The sequence below is a fragment of the Marivita sp. genome (genome assembly GCF_017643905.1).
GTDB lineage: Bacteria > Pseudomonadota > Alphaproteobacteria > Rhodobacterales > Rhodobacteraceae > Marivita.
Genome location: NZ_JAEPMO010000103.1, coordinates 1 through 17353, shown reverse-complemented (window position 1 = coordinate 17353; position 17353 = coordinate 1). Strand labels below are relative to the sequence as shown.

Here is a 17353-nt window from a genome sequence, read left to right as displayed (position 1 = left end):
GCACACTGGCGCTTGGTTTCCCGGTCCTGCTGTTGTTGGTCTGGGAAATGGCGGGCAGCATGAACCTGATTTCTCCGATCTGGTTTCCACCTCCATCTGCCATCGGCAAAGCGCTCTGGGATGTCAGCGTCACCTATGACCGTTTCTCTGAAACCAGTCTACTGGGCCGCCCCTGGCTGATCCCGCAGGTTTACGCAGAAGGCAGTTGGGCCGCCGTGGGCACACTTCTGTCCGAGAGCCACCTTCTGGCAACGCTCGGGCGGGTCTTTGCCGGTTTCCTGCTCGGCGCGATCCCGGGCATTCTTCTGGGTGTCGTGATGGGCATCAATCAGACCGTCCGCTTGATGCTGGATACGACACTCTCGGCCATCTACGTCCTGCCCAAGATCGCCATTTTTCCAGTCGTCATGCTGATGTTCGCCGATCCTTTCGGCGAGGGGCCGAAAATTGTGGTCGTCGCACTCGCGGTCTTCATCCTCATGACAATCAACACAATGACCGGCGTGCGAACCATCGACCCAGTCTACCTGATGGCCGGACGCAACTACGGCGCGGGCCCCCTTCAGATGCTGCGCCACGTCATCCTGCCCGGCGCGATGCCGGTGATTTTCGCAGGACTTCGCATCGCTTTGGGCACGGCGATGATCGTCATCATTTCGGTGGAATTCCTGCGCGCGAAACAGGGTGTCGGCTACATGACTTTCTATTACTGGGAAGTTCTGGTGCCAGAAAAGATGTATGCGGGCCTCGTCGTCGTGATGATCCTTGGTGTGACGCTGACCGGGCTGCTGCACTGGCTGCAAAAAGTAATGATGCCCTGGAAAAGGTGAGCACCACCCCCCGATTGCGCGCGGCACTTCAGGCGACAGCACACATTTCTCTGAATGTATGGCGGAATACTCGGAATGGAGCCTGCAGCTTTAGGGTCGACACGTGCCATGGAAACGGCGTCCTGCCTGTCCCGATTTCGTAAAACTTTCGCATTAGCATCACGCCGCATTTGCAACTCTTCGGTATGCGCGACGAGCACATGGCCTCCGGGCCAAATCCCCTCTCAGCGCATCTCGAGGAAAAGCATATGCTCAAGTTTCTGGTCCTGAGTGACCTGCATCTGGTTGACGAAAACGAGACATCCCATGGTCTGGACACGCATCTACGGATGCAAAAGGCCATCGATTGGATCAATGCACATCACGCGGATGCGGACTTCTGCGTGCTGGCCGGGGATCTGGCCGATATCGGCTTCAAAGGCGCGGTTGATCCCTATCACAGGCTCAAGGCTCTGGTGGATCAGATGGCCGTGCCTTGCCATATCACCATCGGCAACCATGACAATCGCGACACATTCCTGACGGTCTTCGGTGAAGATCTTCGCGCCGAGACCGGCTGCGTCGACAAGGTCATCGATGCGAAGGGCTACCGCGTAATCCTTCTCGACAGCGTTGTCGAGGGCGACGACCATACCCATGGCGGGCAGCTCTCGCAGCGCCAGTTGGACTGGTTGGAAGCGCGACTGACCGAACATGATGGCCCTGTGGCCGTCGTGTTGCACCACCATGCCAACCCGCTGCACGTCAAGGTTGATCGTATCATCCTCGAAGACGGCGAAAAGTTTGCGCAGGTACTCAAGACCCACAACGATGTCCGCCAGGTGATCGCGGGTCATGTCCATTTCACGTCCTGCGGTCTTTGGCATGGCATCCCGTTCACCACGCTGGCAGGCAACCATTACAACGTCACAGTCCCGCTAAAAGCAGATGCCAAAGTCGAGCGGATCTGGGGACCGGCACAGATGGCCGTCGTTCTGGGTGATGAGGCCCAAACCCTTGTCCATTTCGACAATTACCTCGAAGGCAACGCCGTTCTCGGCTGACCGCCCGACCGGTCCTTGCCCCGTCGGGCAAGGATCATCTTTTCCGCGACCAAAATCAGCGTCACGGAATTGAATCACAACTGTCTCGAATCCGAGTCCAAAGGTTCCAAGAAGCTTCATCAAAGCGTCAGAAGAACGTCGCCAGACGCACTTAGACGATGATGGTGCGCCGGGAGCGCGACACAGATTTCTCAATGGGGACAATCATGAAATCCACCTTCATCAGCGTCTTTGCTGTCGCGGCTGCCCTTGGCGGCGCCGCGTCCGCGCAGGACAAGATCACTTTCGAATACTGGTATGGCCTTGGCGGCTATCTGGGCGATGTCGTTCAGCAGACATGCGACCGCTTCAACGAAAGCCAGAACACGTATCAGATCACATGTGTCGGTCAGGACGGCTATGCCACCGCCGTACAGAACACCATCGCCGCCTTCCGCGCGGGCAAGCACCCGACCATCGTTCAGGCCTATGATGCCGGCACCGCCGACCTGATGATGTCGGGCGAGTTCTACCCCGTGCAGAAGATGATGGCCGATTTCAACATCGACATCGACTGGGACAACTATTTCCCCGGCATTTCGAACTACTATGCCGCCTCCAATGGCGAGCTGTTCTCGATGCCGTTCAACTCGTCAACACCGGTCATGTACTACAACGTCGACGATTTCGCAGTTGCGGGCATCGACACCCCTCCTGCCACATGGGAAGCCTTCGAAGAGGCGCTGCGCGCGCTTGAAGCGGCCCAGCCGGAGAAATGCAACTACGGCTATGCGCCCTCGACATGGGTCGATCTCGAGCAGTTCTCGATGGCACACGGTATCCCGGTTGCCTCCCGGAACAATGGCTATGACGGTCTGGACGCGGAATACGTCTACAACACGACCCAGCACGTCAAATACATGGAAGACGTCAAGCGCTGGCTTGATGAAGGTCTTCTTGAAATCAAGACCAGCCAGGGCGGTATCAACTCGCGCGATGCCTTCGCACAGAACCAATGTTCGATCTTTTTCGGCTCCATCGCGTCGCACGCCACCGTGCATGCGTCGGCTGTCGACGGCCTGAACTGGGACGTCGCAATGATCCCGGTCTACGAAGGCTTTGAGCGGACAAACACCGTCGTGGGCGGCGCATCGCTCTGGGTTCTTTCCGGCAAGACCGAAGAAGAATACCGCGGTGCTGCCGAGTACCTGAAGTTCCTCGCAACGCCGGAAAGCGAAAAGTTCTGGGTGTCCAACACGGGCTACATCCCGGTGACCAAGGCCGCATTCGAGCAGCTGACAGCAGAGGGTTTCTATGACAACCCGCCGTACAAAGGCCGCGAAGTCGCAATGAAGTCGCTGACCTATACCGATCCGACCCCGCTGACCCGTGGCATCCGTCTGGGTGGTTTCATCCAGGCCCGTGCCGAGTGGGTTGCCGAAGTCGAAGCTGCACTTGCTGGCCAGAAGTCGATGAAAGAGGCGCTGGACACCGCTGCAGCCCGCTCGAACGACGTACTGCGGAAGTTCGAACGCACCTATCGCGGCAAGACCCTGCCCTGATCCTTGCGATCCCGCCTGCCTTGCGGGTTGTGACACTCTCTCCGTCCCAAAACCTTCGGGGCGGAGACGTCCTGACGGGGGAACGACATGCGACGCGCCTATTTCAAGAACAACTGGATCGCCGCGCTGGTCGTGGCACCGCAGCTTCTGATCATCTTCGTCTTTTTCTATTGGCCCACCAGCCAAGCACTTTATTGGGCGTTCACCTTCGAACAGCCCTGGGGTGGCGGCAATGAATGGGCCGGGTTCGAGAATTTCCGCGCCATCCTGACCGACGGGCGGTATTGGGACTCGATCAAGATTTCGATCATCTACGCCGCCGGGGCGACCGTCCTGTCGATGGGCATGGCCCTGATCCTCGCCGTTTTCGCAGACCGTCAATTGCGCGGCTACAAGTATTACCGCATCGGCGCGATCTGGCCCTACGCGGTTGCGGCCCCTGCCGTGGGCCTTGCGTTTCGCTTTATCTTCAACTCCTCCGCCGGGATCATGTCCTACGTGAACGCGGCCTTCCCCGGCTTCTGGGATCCGATCCTGAACGGGGATCATGCTCTGTTGATGGTGATCATCGCGGGCGCGTGGAAGCAGGTGGCCTACAACTTTATCTTCTTCCTCGCGGGCTTGCAGTCGATCCCACGATCGCTGATCGAGGCGGGCGCGATGGACGGTGCCACCGTTCTGCGCCGGATGCGCGACATCCAACTGCCCCTGCTTGCACCGACGTTCTTCTTCGTCCTCGTGATCAACATCACCGACAGCTTCACCGACAGTTTTGGCATCGTCGACACGATGACAGGCGGCGGTCCTGCCCGCGCGACCAACCTGATGGTCTACAAGATCTATGTCGATGGGTTTCAGGGGCTCGACTACTCGGGTGCCGCAGCACAGTCGATCATCCTGATGTTCCTCGTGATCGCCCTCACCGTGATCCAGTTCCGCTACATCGAACGCAAGGTTCATTACACATGACACAAGCCGATCTTCCCCTTGCGTCTGCGGTGCGCGACCCGGAGGCCCGAATCACAAACCCGCTGCGCAGACGGCGTGCGCCCGGCATGGTCGAGAACACGCCTGTTCTGAACATCCTGACGCATCTGATCCTGCTGACAGGCATGATCATCCTGCTTTTCCCGATGTATCTTGTGTTCAACGCCGCCACGCTGTCCTTGCAAGAGGTCAACGCGCAGCCCGCCCGATTGCTGCCAGGCGACCAATTCTGGAACAACATTAAAGAGGCGTGGGTGACGCGGGATTTCGGGCAGAAATTCCTCAACTCCCTGATCGTTGCCGTGGGTGTGGTCACAGGCAAGATCTTCATCGCCTGCATCACCGCCTTCGGGTTGGTATTCTTTGACCACCGCCTGCGCATGCCGATCTTCTGGGCGGTGTTCATCACGCTGATGCTGCCCCTCGAAGTGCGGATCGTGCCGACCTATGCAGTCGCAGCGAACGCGCTGCAGCCCTTCCAGACCATCCTCGACTGGACCGGGATCAGCTGGTTCATCCAGACGGTGTCCGGGATTGAGGTCGCGCTCGAATGGAACATGCTGAACTCCTATACGGGGTTGATCGTACCGCTGGTCGCCACGGCTACCGGGACCTTCCTCTATCGTCAGTTCTTTCTGACCATCCCGGACGAGTTGGTCGAAGCGGCCAAGATGGATTGCGCAGGTCCGCTGCGGTTTCTGGCCGAAATCCTTGTCCCGCTGTCCCGCACCAATATCGCGGCACTGGCGACCATCATGTTCGTCTTCAGCTGGAACCAGTATCTCTGGCCGCTTCTGATCATCACTGACCCGAATTACGGCGTGGTCGCGGTGGAGCTCGGCAAGCTGGTTCCGGACACCAACACCACAGGTGGTGCTATCCCCAACTGGCATATCGCCATGGCGGGAACGCTGATCGTGACGGTCCCACCTGTGATCGTCGTCATCTTCATGCAGCGCTGGTTCGTGCGCGGCCTGATCAACACCGATAAATGAGGGCATCCCAATGGCCAACATCGACATCCGCCAGGTCCGCAAATCCTATGGCAAGGACGAGGTCATTCACGGCGTCGACCTGACCGTGAACATTGGCGAATTTGTTGTCATCCTCGGCCCATCCGGCTGTGGCAAGTCCACGCTTCTGCGCATGATTGCCGGCCTCGAAGACATCTCGGGTGGCGAGATTTCCATCGCGGGCACGGTCGTGAATGATCTTGAACCGCGCCAGCGGGGTTGCGCGATGGTGTTCCAGAACTACGGGCTCTACCCCCACATGACCGTGGCCGAAAACATCGGTTACGCGCTCAAGGTCGCGGGCATGAAGAAACCCGAACGGCTGGAGAAAGTCCGCGCAGTTGCGAAATCCGTCGGGCTTGAAGAGTTCATGGATCGCAAGCCCGGGCAATTGTCGGGCGGTCAGCGCCAGCGTGTTGCCATGGCACGCGCCATCATCCGCGAACCCAAGGTTTTCCTGTTCGATGAACCGCTGTCCAACCTCGATGCGAAGCTCCGGGTTCAGATGCGCCACGAGATCCGCCGCATCCACAACCGGATCAAGGCGACATCAGTGTTTGTGACCCATGACCAGCACGAAGGCATGACGCTCGCCGACCGGATGGTGATCATGAACAAAGGCACGATCGACCAGGTCGGCACACCGGAAGAGGTCTATAACCGCCCCGCCACCGTCTATGTGGCTGGCTTCATCGGCTCACCCGCGATGAATTTCCTTTCCGGTCAGATTTCGGCCGAACAAAGCGTCATTCTGCTGGCGGATGACAGTCGTATCGAGATTGCCAGCGACGCAGCCCGCAGACATGCAGGCGCCCTGGTGCAATTGGGTCTGCGGCCAGAAGACATGACGCTCTGCGCACCCGGCGCCGGGCACCTGACCGGTTCTTTTGATTTCTACGAGGAACTGGGCTCGTCGGGCCTTTATCACCTGATGATCGAAGATGTGCCCTTCACGGTTCTGTCCTCGATCAAGCCGCGTTTTCAGCATGGCGATCAGGTGGGTGTTCTGGCTGATCTGAGCAAACTGCATGTGTTCGGAGCCAAGGATGGTGTGCGAATCGACATGGATGAACAGGTGATCCGTCAGATGGAGCCGGCGGAATGAAACTCGCCAGCTACAACATTCAATACGGCAAAGGCAAAGACGGCCAATTCGATCTGGACCGCATCGTGTCCGAACTGGGCGACCCAGACCTGATCGCTCTGCAAGAGGTCGAAACCTTTACCGCGCGATCCGGCATGGTGCATCAGGGTGAAGAGATTGCTTCCCGCCTGCCCCACATTCATTGGGTCTATGGTCCGGGGATCGACCTCGACGCCTCCGAGATCCTGGACGGCAAGCCGGTGCACCGTCGCCGCCAGTTCGGCAATATGGTGCTGTCGCGTTGGCCGATCCTGTCGATGATCAACCATACCCTGCCCAAAATCGCGCTGCTCAACACCTTCCATCTGCAGCGCACGCTGGTGGAGTGCGTGATCGATGCGCCCTCAGGCCCGCTGCGGTTCTGCTCGGTGCATCTGGATCATGTCTCGACCGACACGCGCCGGGATCAGGTCGAGTATATGTGTGACCTGCTGTTACGAGGCCATGAACGCGGTGCCAGTGCAGGCGGCATGGTCAAAGACCCTGACTGGAACGACCGCCCGATGCCACCTCAGCCGATGACAGCGATCATCATGGGCGACATGAATTTCGAACCCGGCAGCCCGGAATACACCCGCGTGGTCGGCGACCTGTCACAGAACCACGGCCGCACAATACGGGCACACGGGCTTGCAGACGCTTGGACTTTGGCCGGTCATGCGGAAAACGAAGGCGACACGATCCCGCGCGAAGGACGCGGAGCGCGCCGCATCGACCATTGTTTCGTCACCACGGATTTGGCACACAGGGTGCAGTCGATGGAGATCGGGAACGACGCCCAAGGATCCGATCATCAGCCGATTTTCGTGACACTCGATTCATGAGGCTCTGATGCGTGCGCATCCGCTTGAAGCTGTTCGTGCACGCATCGCCGATTTCAAAGCCGTATTCGCCATCCCCGCCTTCGCCACCTATCAGGCGGGCAACCTTATCATGACCACTGGCTTCTGGATGCAACGCATCGCGGTGGGCTGGGTCACTTGGGAACTGACCGGGTCCGAGGCATGGCTCGGCACGGTGGCTTTTGCGGAACTCTTTCCGTCGCTGTTGACGGCGTTGTGGGGCGGTTCGCTGGCCGACCGGCACGCAGCCCCCAAGATCATGTATTGGGGACAGATCGCCAGCGCGGCCGTGTCGGTTTCTCTGGCGCTGCTCTATTTCACCGGCAGCCTGACACCCTGGGCGATGGCAGGCATGATGGCGGTGCTTGGCGCGGTGTCCGGTGTGCTGCTGCCCGCGCGGCTGTCGATGGCGCGGCATCTGGCACCACCGAAACTGCTGTCTTCGGCGCTGGCGGTCAATTCGACCGGCTTCAACCTGTCGCGGTTCCTTGGCCCGGCGCTTGCCGCGGGCCTGTTGGTGGTCGGGTCTGCGGGTCTCGTCTTCACGGTGTCGGCTGCGGGTTTCCTTGCGCTGTCCGTGGCGCTCTACCGCATCCGCAACGTCCCGGCACAGACAAACCGCGTTGTCTCGGCTCAGCCCGTGAACATGGCGGGCGTGATGCGCGATCTCATGCACACACCGCTCATCCTCGGGGTCCTGATGTTGCAACTGGCGCAGGGATTGCTGATCCGACCGGCCAGCGAGCTGTTCCCCGCCTATGCCGAAGTCGCCTTTGGCCGGGGTGAGGTTGGGCTGGGCCTACTGAACGCCACCCTTGGGGTTGGCGCGATCCTCGGGGCGCTCACGATGTCCAAAGCACAGGACGGGCGCGGAGTCTTGGTGCAAATTCTGACCACATCGGCTGTCTTCGCCCTGTCCCTTCTGGTCTTTGCGGTTACAGAGATTTTCTGGTTGGCGCTGGCCATCCTGCTGCTGCATGGCGCAACCATGTCATCGTCGAACATCGCCGCATTGGCCTATGTTCAACTTGAAGCGCCACAGGATCGGCTTGGTCGCATCCTGAGCCTCTACACGATCATTTTCCGGGTCGGCCCGGCCCTCGGCGCGTTTCTCTTCGGGGTGACTGCCGAGGCGACCAGCCTGATGACGACCGGGGTCAGCTTTGCCCTTGCAGGATTGTTTGCGACCGGAGGGCTTGCTCTGTTCATTCTGAAACCGAGGAACCAGCTCCATGACCGACCATGAGCGCGCGTTTGACTACCTGACTGGCGCATTGACGGGTGGCGCGGCGCCCAGTGCGGTAGGCCTCAAATTCACACCGGATGGACAGCCGCTGACCTGTCGCGGCAATACGACGATCTGTCATGTCGATCCAGGATCAAAACCTTTTGCCGCACTGGTGGACGCACAGGATCAGCTCAAGGCAGGGCCATTGGCGGATGAGTTCACCTTTTTGCCGCCCGAGAGTTTTCACATGACGATCTTCGAAGGCGTCATCGACTATGACCGCACATCTGATCGCTGGCCGGGGCATCTGCCGAACGAGGCTTCGGTGGATACTGTGACCATGGATTTCGCAGATCGGCTTCAGGATATCGGCCTGACCCGCACCGTCATTGCCCGCCCCACCGGAATTTTCGGAGGCTTCAGCGTGCGGATGTCCGGTGCCGACAAAAGCGAGGAAGCACTGCTCAGGTTGACCCGTGATCAATTGCAGGCCGCAACCAACCTCGTGCGCCCCGACCACGATGCCTACGAGTTCCACATTACGCTGGCCTACAACCTGCGCTGGTTTTCACCGGAAGAAGCCCGATCCATCATCGCACTTTCGGACAGGGTGGGCGCAGAACTTCTCGAGAGGGTGCCGAGGATCGTGCTTGGCCCTGTGGAATTCTGTACGTTCGAGACGATGCATCATTTCGAACGTGACCACTGGATAGACTAATCCAAGGCCACCCCATGGGAGCGCGCCTATCCTTACGCATCGCATGTGGTTTCGATTAGCGAAGCCGTTGGCGCGCACCGCAGTTGGGGAACAGGGCCCGATAGCCCCTGTCAAAGTCACGTCCGCTCCAAGGTTCCGGTACCAAGAGCCGACAAGACCAGCAAAGTGCGTAGTTCAACCAACGCTTGATGAACACCTGGAATTCCACATAATCGAATTCAATATTGCTGAGGCTCACATCAAGGCAGGATGTCTTTTGCGCAAAGACTTCCCCCAAGAACAGCGCCCTGTAGCCGGACGAAAAATAACTTCATATCAGGCAAAGCCCCTTGAGCAAAAAACTCATAAATGACCCCGACAATCTGATCTCTGAATTGATCGCAGGGATGCTCTCGGCACATCCGAAACATTTGACCACTCAAGGCGTAACCGGGCGTGCGATTGTAGCGCGCAATGGTCCGCGCGAGGGCAAGGTCGGTATCGTGATCGGAGGGGGCTCCGGGCATGAACCGGCATTTGCGGGCTATGTCGGTCAGGGTCTGGCGGACGCGGCACCGCTGGGAAGCATCTTTGCCTCTCCTTCTCCGGCCCAAATCGTGGATGCGGGTCTGGCGGCCAATGGTGTTGCCGGGGTACTGTTCCTGTTCGGTAATTATACCGGCGACGTAATGAATTTTGCCATGGCTGAGGAGGAAATGGCAAAACATGGCGTCACCGCGCGCTCCTTCGTGACCACAGACGATGTCGCATCGGCGCCACCAGATCAGATTGACGAACGACGCGGGATTGCCGGTAATTTCTTCGTCTTCAAAGTGGCCGGCGCCGCCGCTGACCAGAATGCGTCCCTACAAGAAGTCGAAGAGGCAGCGCGTCGTGCCAATGCCGCAACGCGCACCATGGGGGTTGCCCTATCAGCCTGTTCCATGCCGCAAACCGGAAAGGCAAATTTCGAGATCCCGGACGGCGAGATGGAAATCGGAATGGGCATTCATGGTGAGCCGGGCATTGCCCGCATTCCGGCAGAGTCAGCGGACGCCGTGACAGATCGTTTGATGACCCCAATCCACAGCGAGCTCGGTTTGATGGTGGGTGACAAGGTCGCGGTTCTTGTCAATGGGCTTGGATCAACCACCCTGCTTGAACTCTATCTGCTGCATCGCCGGGTCGCCGAGATGCTGTCTGACCGGCGGGTCGAAATCCACAACAGTTGGGTTGGTGAATACTGCACGTCCCTCGAAATGGGCGGAGCATCGGTTTCGCTGATGAAGCTGGACGACGATCTGCAAGCCTGGCTGGACCATCCCTGCGATACGCCCGCCCTTCAGATCGGCGCGCCGCGCGATCCGCTGATCGCCTCTGCCCCGAATATCCCGAACCCAAGAAGCCAAGAAGCCAATTCGCCGACAAACCTTTGAGCGTCACCCCACGCACTGAACTTGTGGCGACAGGACCGATAACGCCTGACGTGTTCCGCCAGATGATGGCAGCCTCGGCCGCAGCCATTTTCGCGGCGCGCAACTGGCTTTGCGAACTGGATGGCGCTATCGGGGACGGAGACCACGGCATCACGATGGAAATCGGCTGGAAAGCCGCTCTGGCCGCGTTGGATCACGCACCTGAAACGGCCACCATTTCAGAGTTGAGCGAGGCCATAGCGGCGGCTTTTCTTGACGCTGTCGGGGCCTCTGCCGGTCCACTGTATGCGACGGGGTTTCAAAGGGCCGGAGCAGCCGTTTCCGATCGGCTCAATCTGGACAGCGCGGCGATGGTCGCGTGGCTTCATGGCATGTGTCACGGGATCAAGGATCGTGGAGGTGCTGCTTCCGGCGACAAAACCATGCTTGATGCGTGGCTCCCGGCAATCGATGCGGCGACTTCTGCAGCCGCGCAAGACGCGACCGTCAAGACCTGCCTGGCGGCAGCGGCCGAGGCCGCATCCAACGGGGCGAGAGGCACCACGCAGATGCAAAGCAACCGCGGACGGTCAAAGAAGCTTGGGGCGCGATCCATCGGTCACCAGGATCCGGGCGCTGCCTCTACAGCCATCCTCCTTGCAGCCTGGTCCGAGGCCGTCCGCGATCTTTGACGCTGTCAGCGCTTTTTGTACTTGGCATCAACCGCATCAATCGCACGGACATTTCCGGCCGAGCGTCCATTGGGATCAAAACTGCTGGTCAAAAAGGCACCGGCGATGTCTTTGGCCAGTTCCACACCAATCACACGCGCACCCATGGTGATGATCTGCGCGTTGTTCGACGTCGCGGCCTTTCCCGCGGAATAGGTATCGTGGCACTGCGCCGCGCGAATTCCCGGCACCTTGTTTGCAGCAAGGCAGACCCCGATACCCGTGCCACAGATCAGAATGGCGCGGTCGACCTCGCCCGCGATGACGGCGCTTGCAACCCGGTCGGACAGGTCAGCGTAAAACGCGTCTGGCCCATCGCTCGTGCGCGACATCTCGACCACGTCGTAACTTTGAGCCAGATGATCAGCGAGGATTTTTGCCAGTTCTTCACCAGCGCTATCGCCTGCGACGGCAATTCTCATGTCGTTTCTCCCAAATCCAAAGTTGCAGCGCATTTTTCAAGTATGTTGAGGTATCCCGCGACGTCCCAGGCGGACCGACCGATGAACAACCCGTCGACATGCGGACAGCGGATCAACTCTTCGCAATTGTCCGGATTGACCGACCCACCGTAGAGGCACGGCACGCGCCGCCCCAAGATGTCACCTGCGACAGCAATGATTTCGGACTGTCGCGCATCCGCATAATCCGAAGTCGCAGGAATACCGCCATCGCCAATCGCCCAGACCGGCTCATAGGCAAGCAAAACGGGCGCTTCGTCCGATACCGTGACCAATGCGGCTTTGACCTGTGACGCCAGCACATCTGTCGCACGCCCAGCCTCACGTTCGTCCAGTGTTTCGCCGATGCAGATCAACGGGATCAGCCCGTGGCGCACAGCCGCCGCCACTTTCAGCCCAACGGTCTCATCGGTCTCACCAAAATGCGCGCGCCGCTCTGAGTGCCCGAGTTCCACCAAGTCAAGACCGCAATCCACCAGCATCGGCGCAGAAACTTCTCCGGTCCAAGCACCTGCGTCGGCCCAATGCATGTTTTGCGCACCGACCTTTACCGAGGTGTCTGCAAGCACAGCCGCGACGTCGCGCGCACTTGTGAAGGGAGGCACGACAAAACGCTGGATGCGCGGGTCTCGCATGCCGTCGGCGGCGGCAAGGACATGGGCAAACGCCAGTGCCTCTCCGAGGGTTTTGTTCATCTTCCAACTGGTGCCAATCCAAATGGAGGCGTCCGTCATGCTGCTACCTCGTTTCCGAAAACCGTTTCACATCCGTCATATATTCAAATCCTGCACACCGCTGTCGACGTGAGGCGCCCAGAAGGCAACGCTTTCGGCAATCTGAGCGATCACCTCGCGGTCATTCGGCTCACGTTCCTTGAAGGACAATTCCAGACATATTTCATTGTCGATCGCACCGCCCTCAGCCAAAGCCTTCAGCAGGGCTTCAGGGTGAATGCGCCCTTTGGCATTGAACTCTGCCGTGAATGGTCGGTGGCCCCCCTTGTCCATCAGGCTCTGCTTGATATGGATGATCGGGCTGACTTTTGGCACAGCGCGCGCCCATGCATAAGGATCATAATCGCTGGCGTCCGGGCTGGTTACGTCACCATGGTCGATGTCAGCCATCATCAGCATCGGGATGGCCATATTTGCGGCGCTCAGACGGTCTTGCAGCGCCAAGGCTGCGGGAATGGTTTCTCCAAATTCGCGTCCGATGCTCATCGGTTCCCAAAAGACGAAGTCCAGGCCCGCCCGTTTCGCATGCTCCGCAACCTCTGCCCAGCACGCGATGGCACGCTCGATCAAGGCTTCGCGGCGGATCGGGTCGTCGAAATCGCGGTAGGTGAAGATCGCAAACTGCGTGCCCACAGAACTCCCGCCCAAGGCAGCCGTGATATCGGCAAAGGTCTTGAACCACTCGACATAGTAGCGCCGCACCTCTGCATCGGGATGGCCGAAATGATTGAGCCGTCCATACGGACCCGTCATGCCACTGGTGACGCGCACGCCCGTGCGGGCCAAGGCAGCCGCCATGGATTTGGTCAGCCGGTCGATCACGGTTGCGGGCCAGCTTGGGTTGATGAACTCGTGGGTCAATTGCAGGTCGCGGATGCGCAAATCCCGCGCGACGGTTTCGATCAGGTCGTCTGGCTCGGCATACCGATTGACCAGGGGATTGGTGTTCAGTGACAGCGAGAGTGGCATCACGGTCCCTCCAGACTGAAGCGCGGTATGATGAAGTCAGGGACGGCAGTAGAGCGGCAATGCTCAAGCAGCGCAGTATCAGACAGGTCCGCATGCAGACCAGTGCGCACAAGCGCTGTCGCAAATCCGGCGGCCTGCCCTCCCGCGATATCATGCTCCGGGCTGTCACCGATGCACAGCACACGCTCTGCCTGCCCCAATGCGTCACGGGCAAACCTGTAGATCAATGGAAATGGCTTACCGACCCATTCGACTTTGCCACCAAGTTCTTCGTACAGCGTGGCGATGGCCCCTGCCCCAAATCGCGTTCCAAGTGGCGTCAGCATCTTCATGTCGGGGTTCGTACATAACGCGGGCACGCCACGCTGTGCTGCCGGGGCCAGCCAGCTGCGGAATTGCGCTAGCTCGAACTCGTCGGCGCGACTCCCGGCGATGATCAGTAAATCCGCCGCAGCCGCGTCTTCAACAGGGGTAAGATCCAGCCCATCGACGGGAGACATATCGTGATCTCTGGCATGGACCCAAACCGATGCCCCCAACGGGATTTCTTTCCCGATCCTGCCCTTCAGCTCGGCAAAGGCGGCTTCCCCAGAAGACATCACCGTCAGGTAGCTGTCCGGATCGAACCCCAACCGTGTCAACCGCGCCACGTTCGGCGCGGCGCGTTTTCCCGAGTTGGACAGAAGCACAATCTTCTTGCCCAACTGCGCAAGAGCCGACAAGGCCGCCGGCGCACCGTCATACGCGCCCGTACCATCGAGCAGGACACCGAACTGGTCGATCAAAAAGGCATCATACTGATGGGCGAGGCTTGACAGGTCTGTCTTCATAGCGCCGATCTTGCCAAAAGTGCTGTGCCGTAGGCTGCCTCTCCGGAAAGCGGCTCCGGCATGGCAACGGACAAATGACGTTCTCGGATGCGCGTCCAAACAGGGTTCGCAGCGCCGCCCCCCACAGACCTGACGCTGCGCAAGACAGGTGCGCCCAGTTCTGCCAGACGGCGATACGCAAGCGCTTCGATGGCTGCGATCCCTTCGAACATCGCCTGAAGATGCAGGCTGTCTGTGTCAGGACGCGGCCCCATGACCGGTGCCAGATCGGGGTCATTGATGGGAAAACGCTCTCCTGCCCGGGCCAAAGGATAATAGGACAAACCGGTCTCTGTCTCGGGATCGATCAACTCTGACAATCCCGCGATCTGTTCCGGTGAAAAATCAACCAAAAGTGCCTGCCCGCCGGTATTCGACGCGCCGCCAGCCAACCACAAGCCCAGTATTTTGTGACTGTAGATACCGAATTGGGGGGCAAATATCGGCTCCTCTGACAACAGCTTGATCGTCAGAGTGCTGCCAAGGGCAGAAACTCCGCCCCCAGGCTGCTTGGCACCGGTTGCCAGAAAGGAAGCACAGCCATCTGTCGTTCCGGCGACCACCTTGCAATCTGGACTGAGGCCGAAATCGTTCCTGCCGACCTGTCCCACCACCGTTCCGGGCGCCATGACATCCGGCAAGACCTCTGGGTCAATCACGTCCGAGATCCAGTCCGGCCAGTGACCGCTGACCGGGTCATACCCGGTCTTGAGAGCATTGTTCTCGTCGCTGACCCAGCGTCCGCTGAACTGACCAGAGATCCAGTCAGCCTGATGGATGATCCGTGCCGGAGCCGTTGCCAAAAGCTGCACGGCCCGCGCCAGCCCGCTGGTTGCCCCACGGGCGGCTGTTGTCGCAGGCGACGCTGCCGTGATCCGATCCAGTAGACCAGCATCGGTGCAGACATCATTATACATCAACCCTTCGGACAGGGGCACACCGGCGGCATCAATCGGCACCATCGTTCCCGATGTACCATCGACCGCCAATGCGACCACATCCTGCGACGCCACCTCTGCCAATGCGGCGCGCATCGCGTGTTGTGTTGCCGCCCACCATGTAGCGGGACTTCGGGGCCCACCCACATGGTCCGAGAGCGCCGATTTCCCGGTACTGACCACCTGCCCTGTGCGATCAAGTACGATCGCCCGCGCCCCGGATGTGCCCAAATCGATACCGAGGAATAGCTCAGCCATTCAGCGCCTGCCGATACTTCTCGGCGTCCCAATCAAGCAATTCCCCGTTTTGTTGCAGCGTGAGATAGTTCAATACCGCATCTTCCGGCATTCGGATCAGGACATCCCCCAGACATTGGGCCAGAGCCCAGGCTCCGGGCGTTGCATCCGCCCGCATCGCGGCACCCTTGCCGGGGATCAGAACAAAAGGCGGGCTGTCGCCTACAGGTAGCACGTCGCAGGCCAAAGCCCCCATACCACAGAAAATGACATGGTCGGGATACAGACTGCCGCCGGTTGCCATCGACAAAAGCGCAGGTGCGCAGGCAACATGGGACAGCGAAGCAGGCCCGGCGGTCCACCCCGACGGCAGATCACACATTTTTTCCGCCTGCAGGGATACCGCATCAACGCGAAGCGCCTCAGCGACATTTTGCAGAAGATCCCCTGCTGCAATGACGGTATCTGCTGCGACAATCACGCCGTGATTGCCAAGGACGATGACATCACAACCCGTCTCAACAGCACCGCGCACTTGGACGGCGAGACTGGCGCCGGGTTTCGCGTAAGGCACGACTGCCCAGTTGAACCCATTCAGTTTCGCGCCGATCGCAGCAACCGGATCGGCTTGAACCGCATGAACCAGCGTATGAATACAATGGACATGCAGCACGACGCGCTGGGGAAAGACCCCGTGCAGCGATGTCTCGATCGACGGGCGCAAACCATCCTTTGCCAACGCGAATTCCATGGGTTGGTCAGCCCGCGCTTCGCCCTTCGCAAGGCTGGCACGCATCGCAGGCAAATCGCAGGCCACAAAAATCTCGTGCCGGAGAGCATCGGCCAGGAGTGTACCCGAGGCCTTGATCCACATCACGTCCCCATCCTTGATGGACGTATTGCCCCCCGCCCCCTGAACCAGCATCGGATCAGACCCGATTTTCGCCGACAGGCTGGCCAAATCCTTCAGATCATCGGGACGCATGATCATGCCAACTGTCCCAGATTTTCATCGCACCATGCGGTGAATTCCGCGATCTGAGCATTCGTCATATGAAGGTTTTCCTTCGTACGGCGGTGCAGCACATCCTGCGCGGACCTCGCCCACTCATGGGCCGCAAGATAGCGCACTTCGGCCTCATAAAGCCGCGCGCCGAAGTGCATCCCCAAGCCCTCAAGCGAGGTAGCGTCCCCAAGGATCATGCGCATTCGCGTTCCATATAGCCTGCCCCAGTGCAACGCCAGTTCATGCGGCAGCCACGGGTATTCATGTTGGATGTCGTTCAGAAACCCATCGAAATCAGCCCCCGCGATATCGCCACCGGGCAAAGGCGCCTGTGCGGTCCAGTCCGGCCCCATGCCGGGCAGATAGGTCTCAATCTTTTGCATCGCGTGTTCGGCCAGCTTGCGAAACGTGGTGATCTTACCCCCAAACACGTTCAAGAGAGGGGCACCGCCCAGCGCTTCTAGGTCGAAGACATAATCGCGCGTCACGGCTGACGGATTTCCCGCACCGTCATCATAAAGCGGCCGCACGCCTGAAAAGCTTTGCACCACATCTTTTTGGGTAAGTTCCTGCCGGAAATAGCGGTTTACGGCAGCAAGCAAATAATCAACCTCGCTCTGGTCCACCGTCACGGCTTCGGGCGCGCCGTCATAGGCAATGTCTGTGGT

18 protein-coding genes are annotated in these 17353 nt (G+C 59.4%); 11 read left to right on the top strand and 7 right to left on the bottom strand.

Annotated features, from left to right (window positions below; translation table 11 throughout):
• The 11 genes from JJ869_RS15965 to dhaL form a co-directional block, all read left to right on the top strand.
• A partial coding sequence (locus tag JJ869_RS15965) for an ABC transporter permease (protein ID WP_292268558.1) occupies window positions 1–830 on the top strand: 830 nt, incomplete at its 5' end.
• A 248-nt stretch (window positions 831–1078) separates the two neighbouring features.
• Window positions 1079–1873, top strand: coding sequence for a metallophosphoesterase (locus tag JJ869_RS15960; RefSeq protein ID WP_292268557.1), 795 nt, complete (start codon window positions 1079–1081; stop codon window positions 1871–1873).
• A gap of 206 nt (window positions 1874–2079) precedes the next feature.
• Window positions 2080–3414: an extracellular solute-binding protein gene (locus tag JJ869_RS15955; protein WP_292268556.1), complete on the top strand. Its 1335-nt coding sequence runs from the start codon at window positions 2080–2082 to the stop codon at window positions 3412–3414.
• 87 nt (window positions 3415–3501) lie between these two features.
• Window positions 3502–4383 carry an ABC transporter permease subunit gene (locus JJ869_RS15950; protein ID WP_292268555.1) on the top strand — a complete coding sequence of 294 codons (882 nt, stop codon included), beginning with the start codon at window positions 3502–3504 and terminating at the stop codon, window positions 4381–4383.
• Entirely contained in the window at window positions 4380–5396 is a 1017-nt protein-coding gene (locus JJ869_RS15945) for an ABC transporter permease subunit (protein WP_292268554.1), read from the top strand. Before JJ869_RS15950 ends, JJ869_RS15945 begins: the two co-directional genes overlap by 4 nt.
• Window positions 5397–5406: 10 nt before the next feature.
• Window positions 5407–6519, top strand: a complete 1113-nt coding sequence (gene ugpC, locus JJ869_RS15940) for a sn-glycerol-3-phosphate ABC transporter ATP-binding protein UgpC (protein ID WP_292268553.1) — start codon at window positions 5407–5409, stop codon at window positions 6517–6519.
• Window positions 6516–7382, top strand: coding sequence for an endonuclease/exonuclease/phosphatase family protein (locus JJ869_RS15935; protein ID WP_292268552.1), 867 nt, complete (start codon window positions 6516–6518; stop codon window positions 7380–7382). Before ugpC ends, JJ869_RS15935 begins: the two co-directional genes overlap by 4 nt.
• A 7-nt stretch (window positions 7383–7389) precedes the next feature.
• Window positions 7390–8646 (top strand): MFS transporter, encoded by a 1257-nt coding sequence (locus JJ869_RS15930; protein WP_292268551.1) that lies wholly within the window; start codon window positions 7390–7392, stop codon window positions 8644–8646.
• A complete protein-coding gene (locus JJ869_RS15925) occupies window positions 8633–9346 on the top strand; it encodes a DUF1868 domain-containing protein (protein WP_292268550.1) in 714 nt (237 codons plus the stop codon). The genes JJ869_RS15930 and JJ869_RS15925 overlap by 14 nt, the downstream gene beginning before the upstream one ends.
• Window positions 9347–9675: 329 nt before the next feature.
• On the top strand, window positions 9676–10761 hold the full coding sequence (locus JJ869_RS15920) for a dihydroxyacetone kinase subunit DhaK (protein ID WP_292268549.1): 1086 nt from the start codon (window positions 9676–9678) through the stop codon (window positions 10759–10761).
• Window positions 10758–11432, top strand: coding sequence for a dihydroxyacetone kinase subunit DhaL (gene dhaL / locus JJ869_RS15915; protein ID WP_292268548.1), 675 nt, complete (start codon window positions 10758–10760; stop codon window positions 11430–11432). The genes JJ869_RS15920 and dhaL overlap by 4 nt, the downstream gene beginning before the upstream one ends.
• 5 nt (window positions 11433–11437) lie before the next feature.
• Here the strand turns inward: dhaL and JJ869_RS15910 are convergent, their stop codons facing one another.
• The 7 genes from JJ869_RS15910 to JJ869_RS15880 all read right to left on the bottom strand — a co-directional run.
• Window positions 11438–11893, bottom strand: a complete 456-nt coding sequence (locus tag JJ869_RS15910) for an RpiB/LacA/LacB family sugar-phosphate isomerase (RefSeq protein ID WP_292268547.1) — start codon at window positions 11891–11893, stop codon at window positions 11438–11440.
• Window positions 11890–12666, bottom strand: coding sequence for a triose-phosphate isomerase (locus JJ869_RS15905; RefSeq protein WP_292268546.1), 777 nt, complete (start codon window positions 12664–12666; stop codon window positions 11890–11892). Before JJ869_RS15905 ends, JJ869_RS15910 begins: the two co-directional genes overlap by 4 nt.
• A gap of 36 nt (window positions 12667–12702) precedes the next feature.
• Entirely contained in the window at window positions 12703–13635 is a 933-nt protein-coding gene (locus JJ869_RS15900; protein WP_292268545.1) for a TIM barrel protein, read from the bottom strand.
• On the bottom strand, window positions 13635–14465 hold the full coding sequence (locus JJ869_RS15895) for a TIGR01459 family HAD-type hydrolase (protein ID WP_292268544.1): 831 nt from the start codon (window positions 14463–14465) through the stop codon (window positions 13635–13637). Before JJ869_RS15895 ends, JJ869_RS15900 begins: the two co-directional genes overlap by 1 nt.
• Window positions 14462–15700 carry an FGGY-family carbohydrate kinase gene (locus tag JJ869_RS15890; protein ID WP_292268543.1) on the bottom strand — a complete coding sequence of 413 codons (1239 nt, stop codon included), beginning with the start codon at window positions 15698–15700 and terminating at the stop codon, window positions 14462–14464. The genes JJ869_RS15895 and JJ869_RS15890 overlap by 4 nt, the downstream gene beginning before the upstream one ends.
• Window positions 15693–16670: a class II aldolase/adducin family protein gene (locus JJ869_RS15885; RefSeq protein WP_292268542.1), complete on the bottom strand. Its 978-nt coding sequence runs from the start codon at window positions 16668–16670 to the stop codon at window positions 15693–15695. The genes JJ869_RS15890 and JJ869_RS15885 overlap by 8 nt, the downstream gene beginning before the upstream one ends.
• Window positions 16667–17353 (bottom strand): glycerol-3-phosphate dehydrogenase C-terminal domain-containing protein (locus tag JJ869_RS15880; protein WP_292268541.1); only part of this gene is annotated, 687 nt, incomplete at its 5' end. The genes JJ869_RS15885 and JJ869_RS15880, both read right to left, overlap by 4 nt.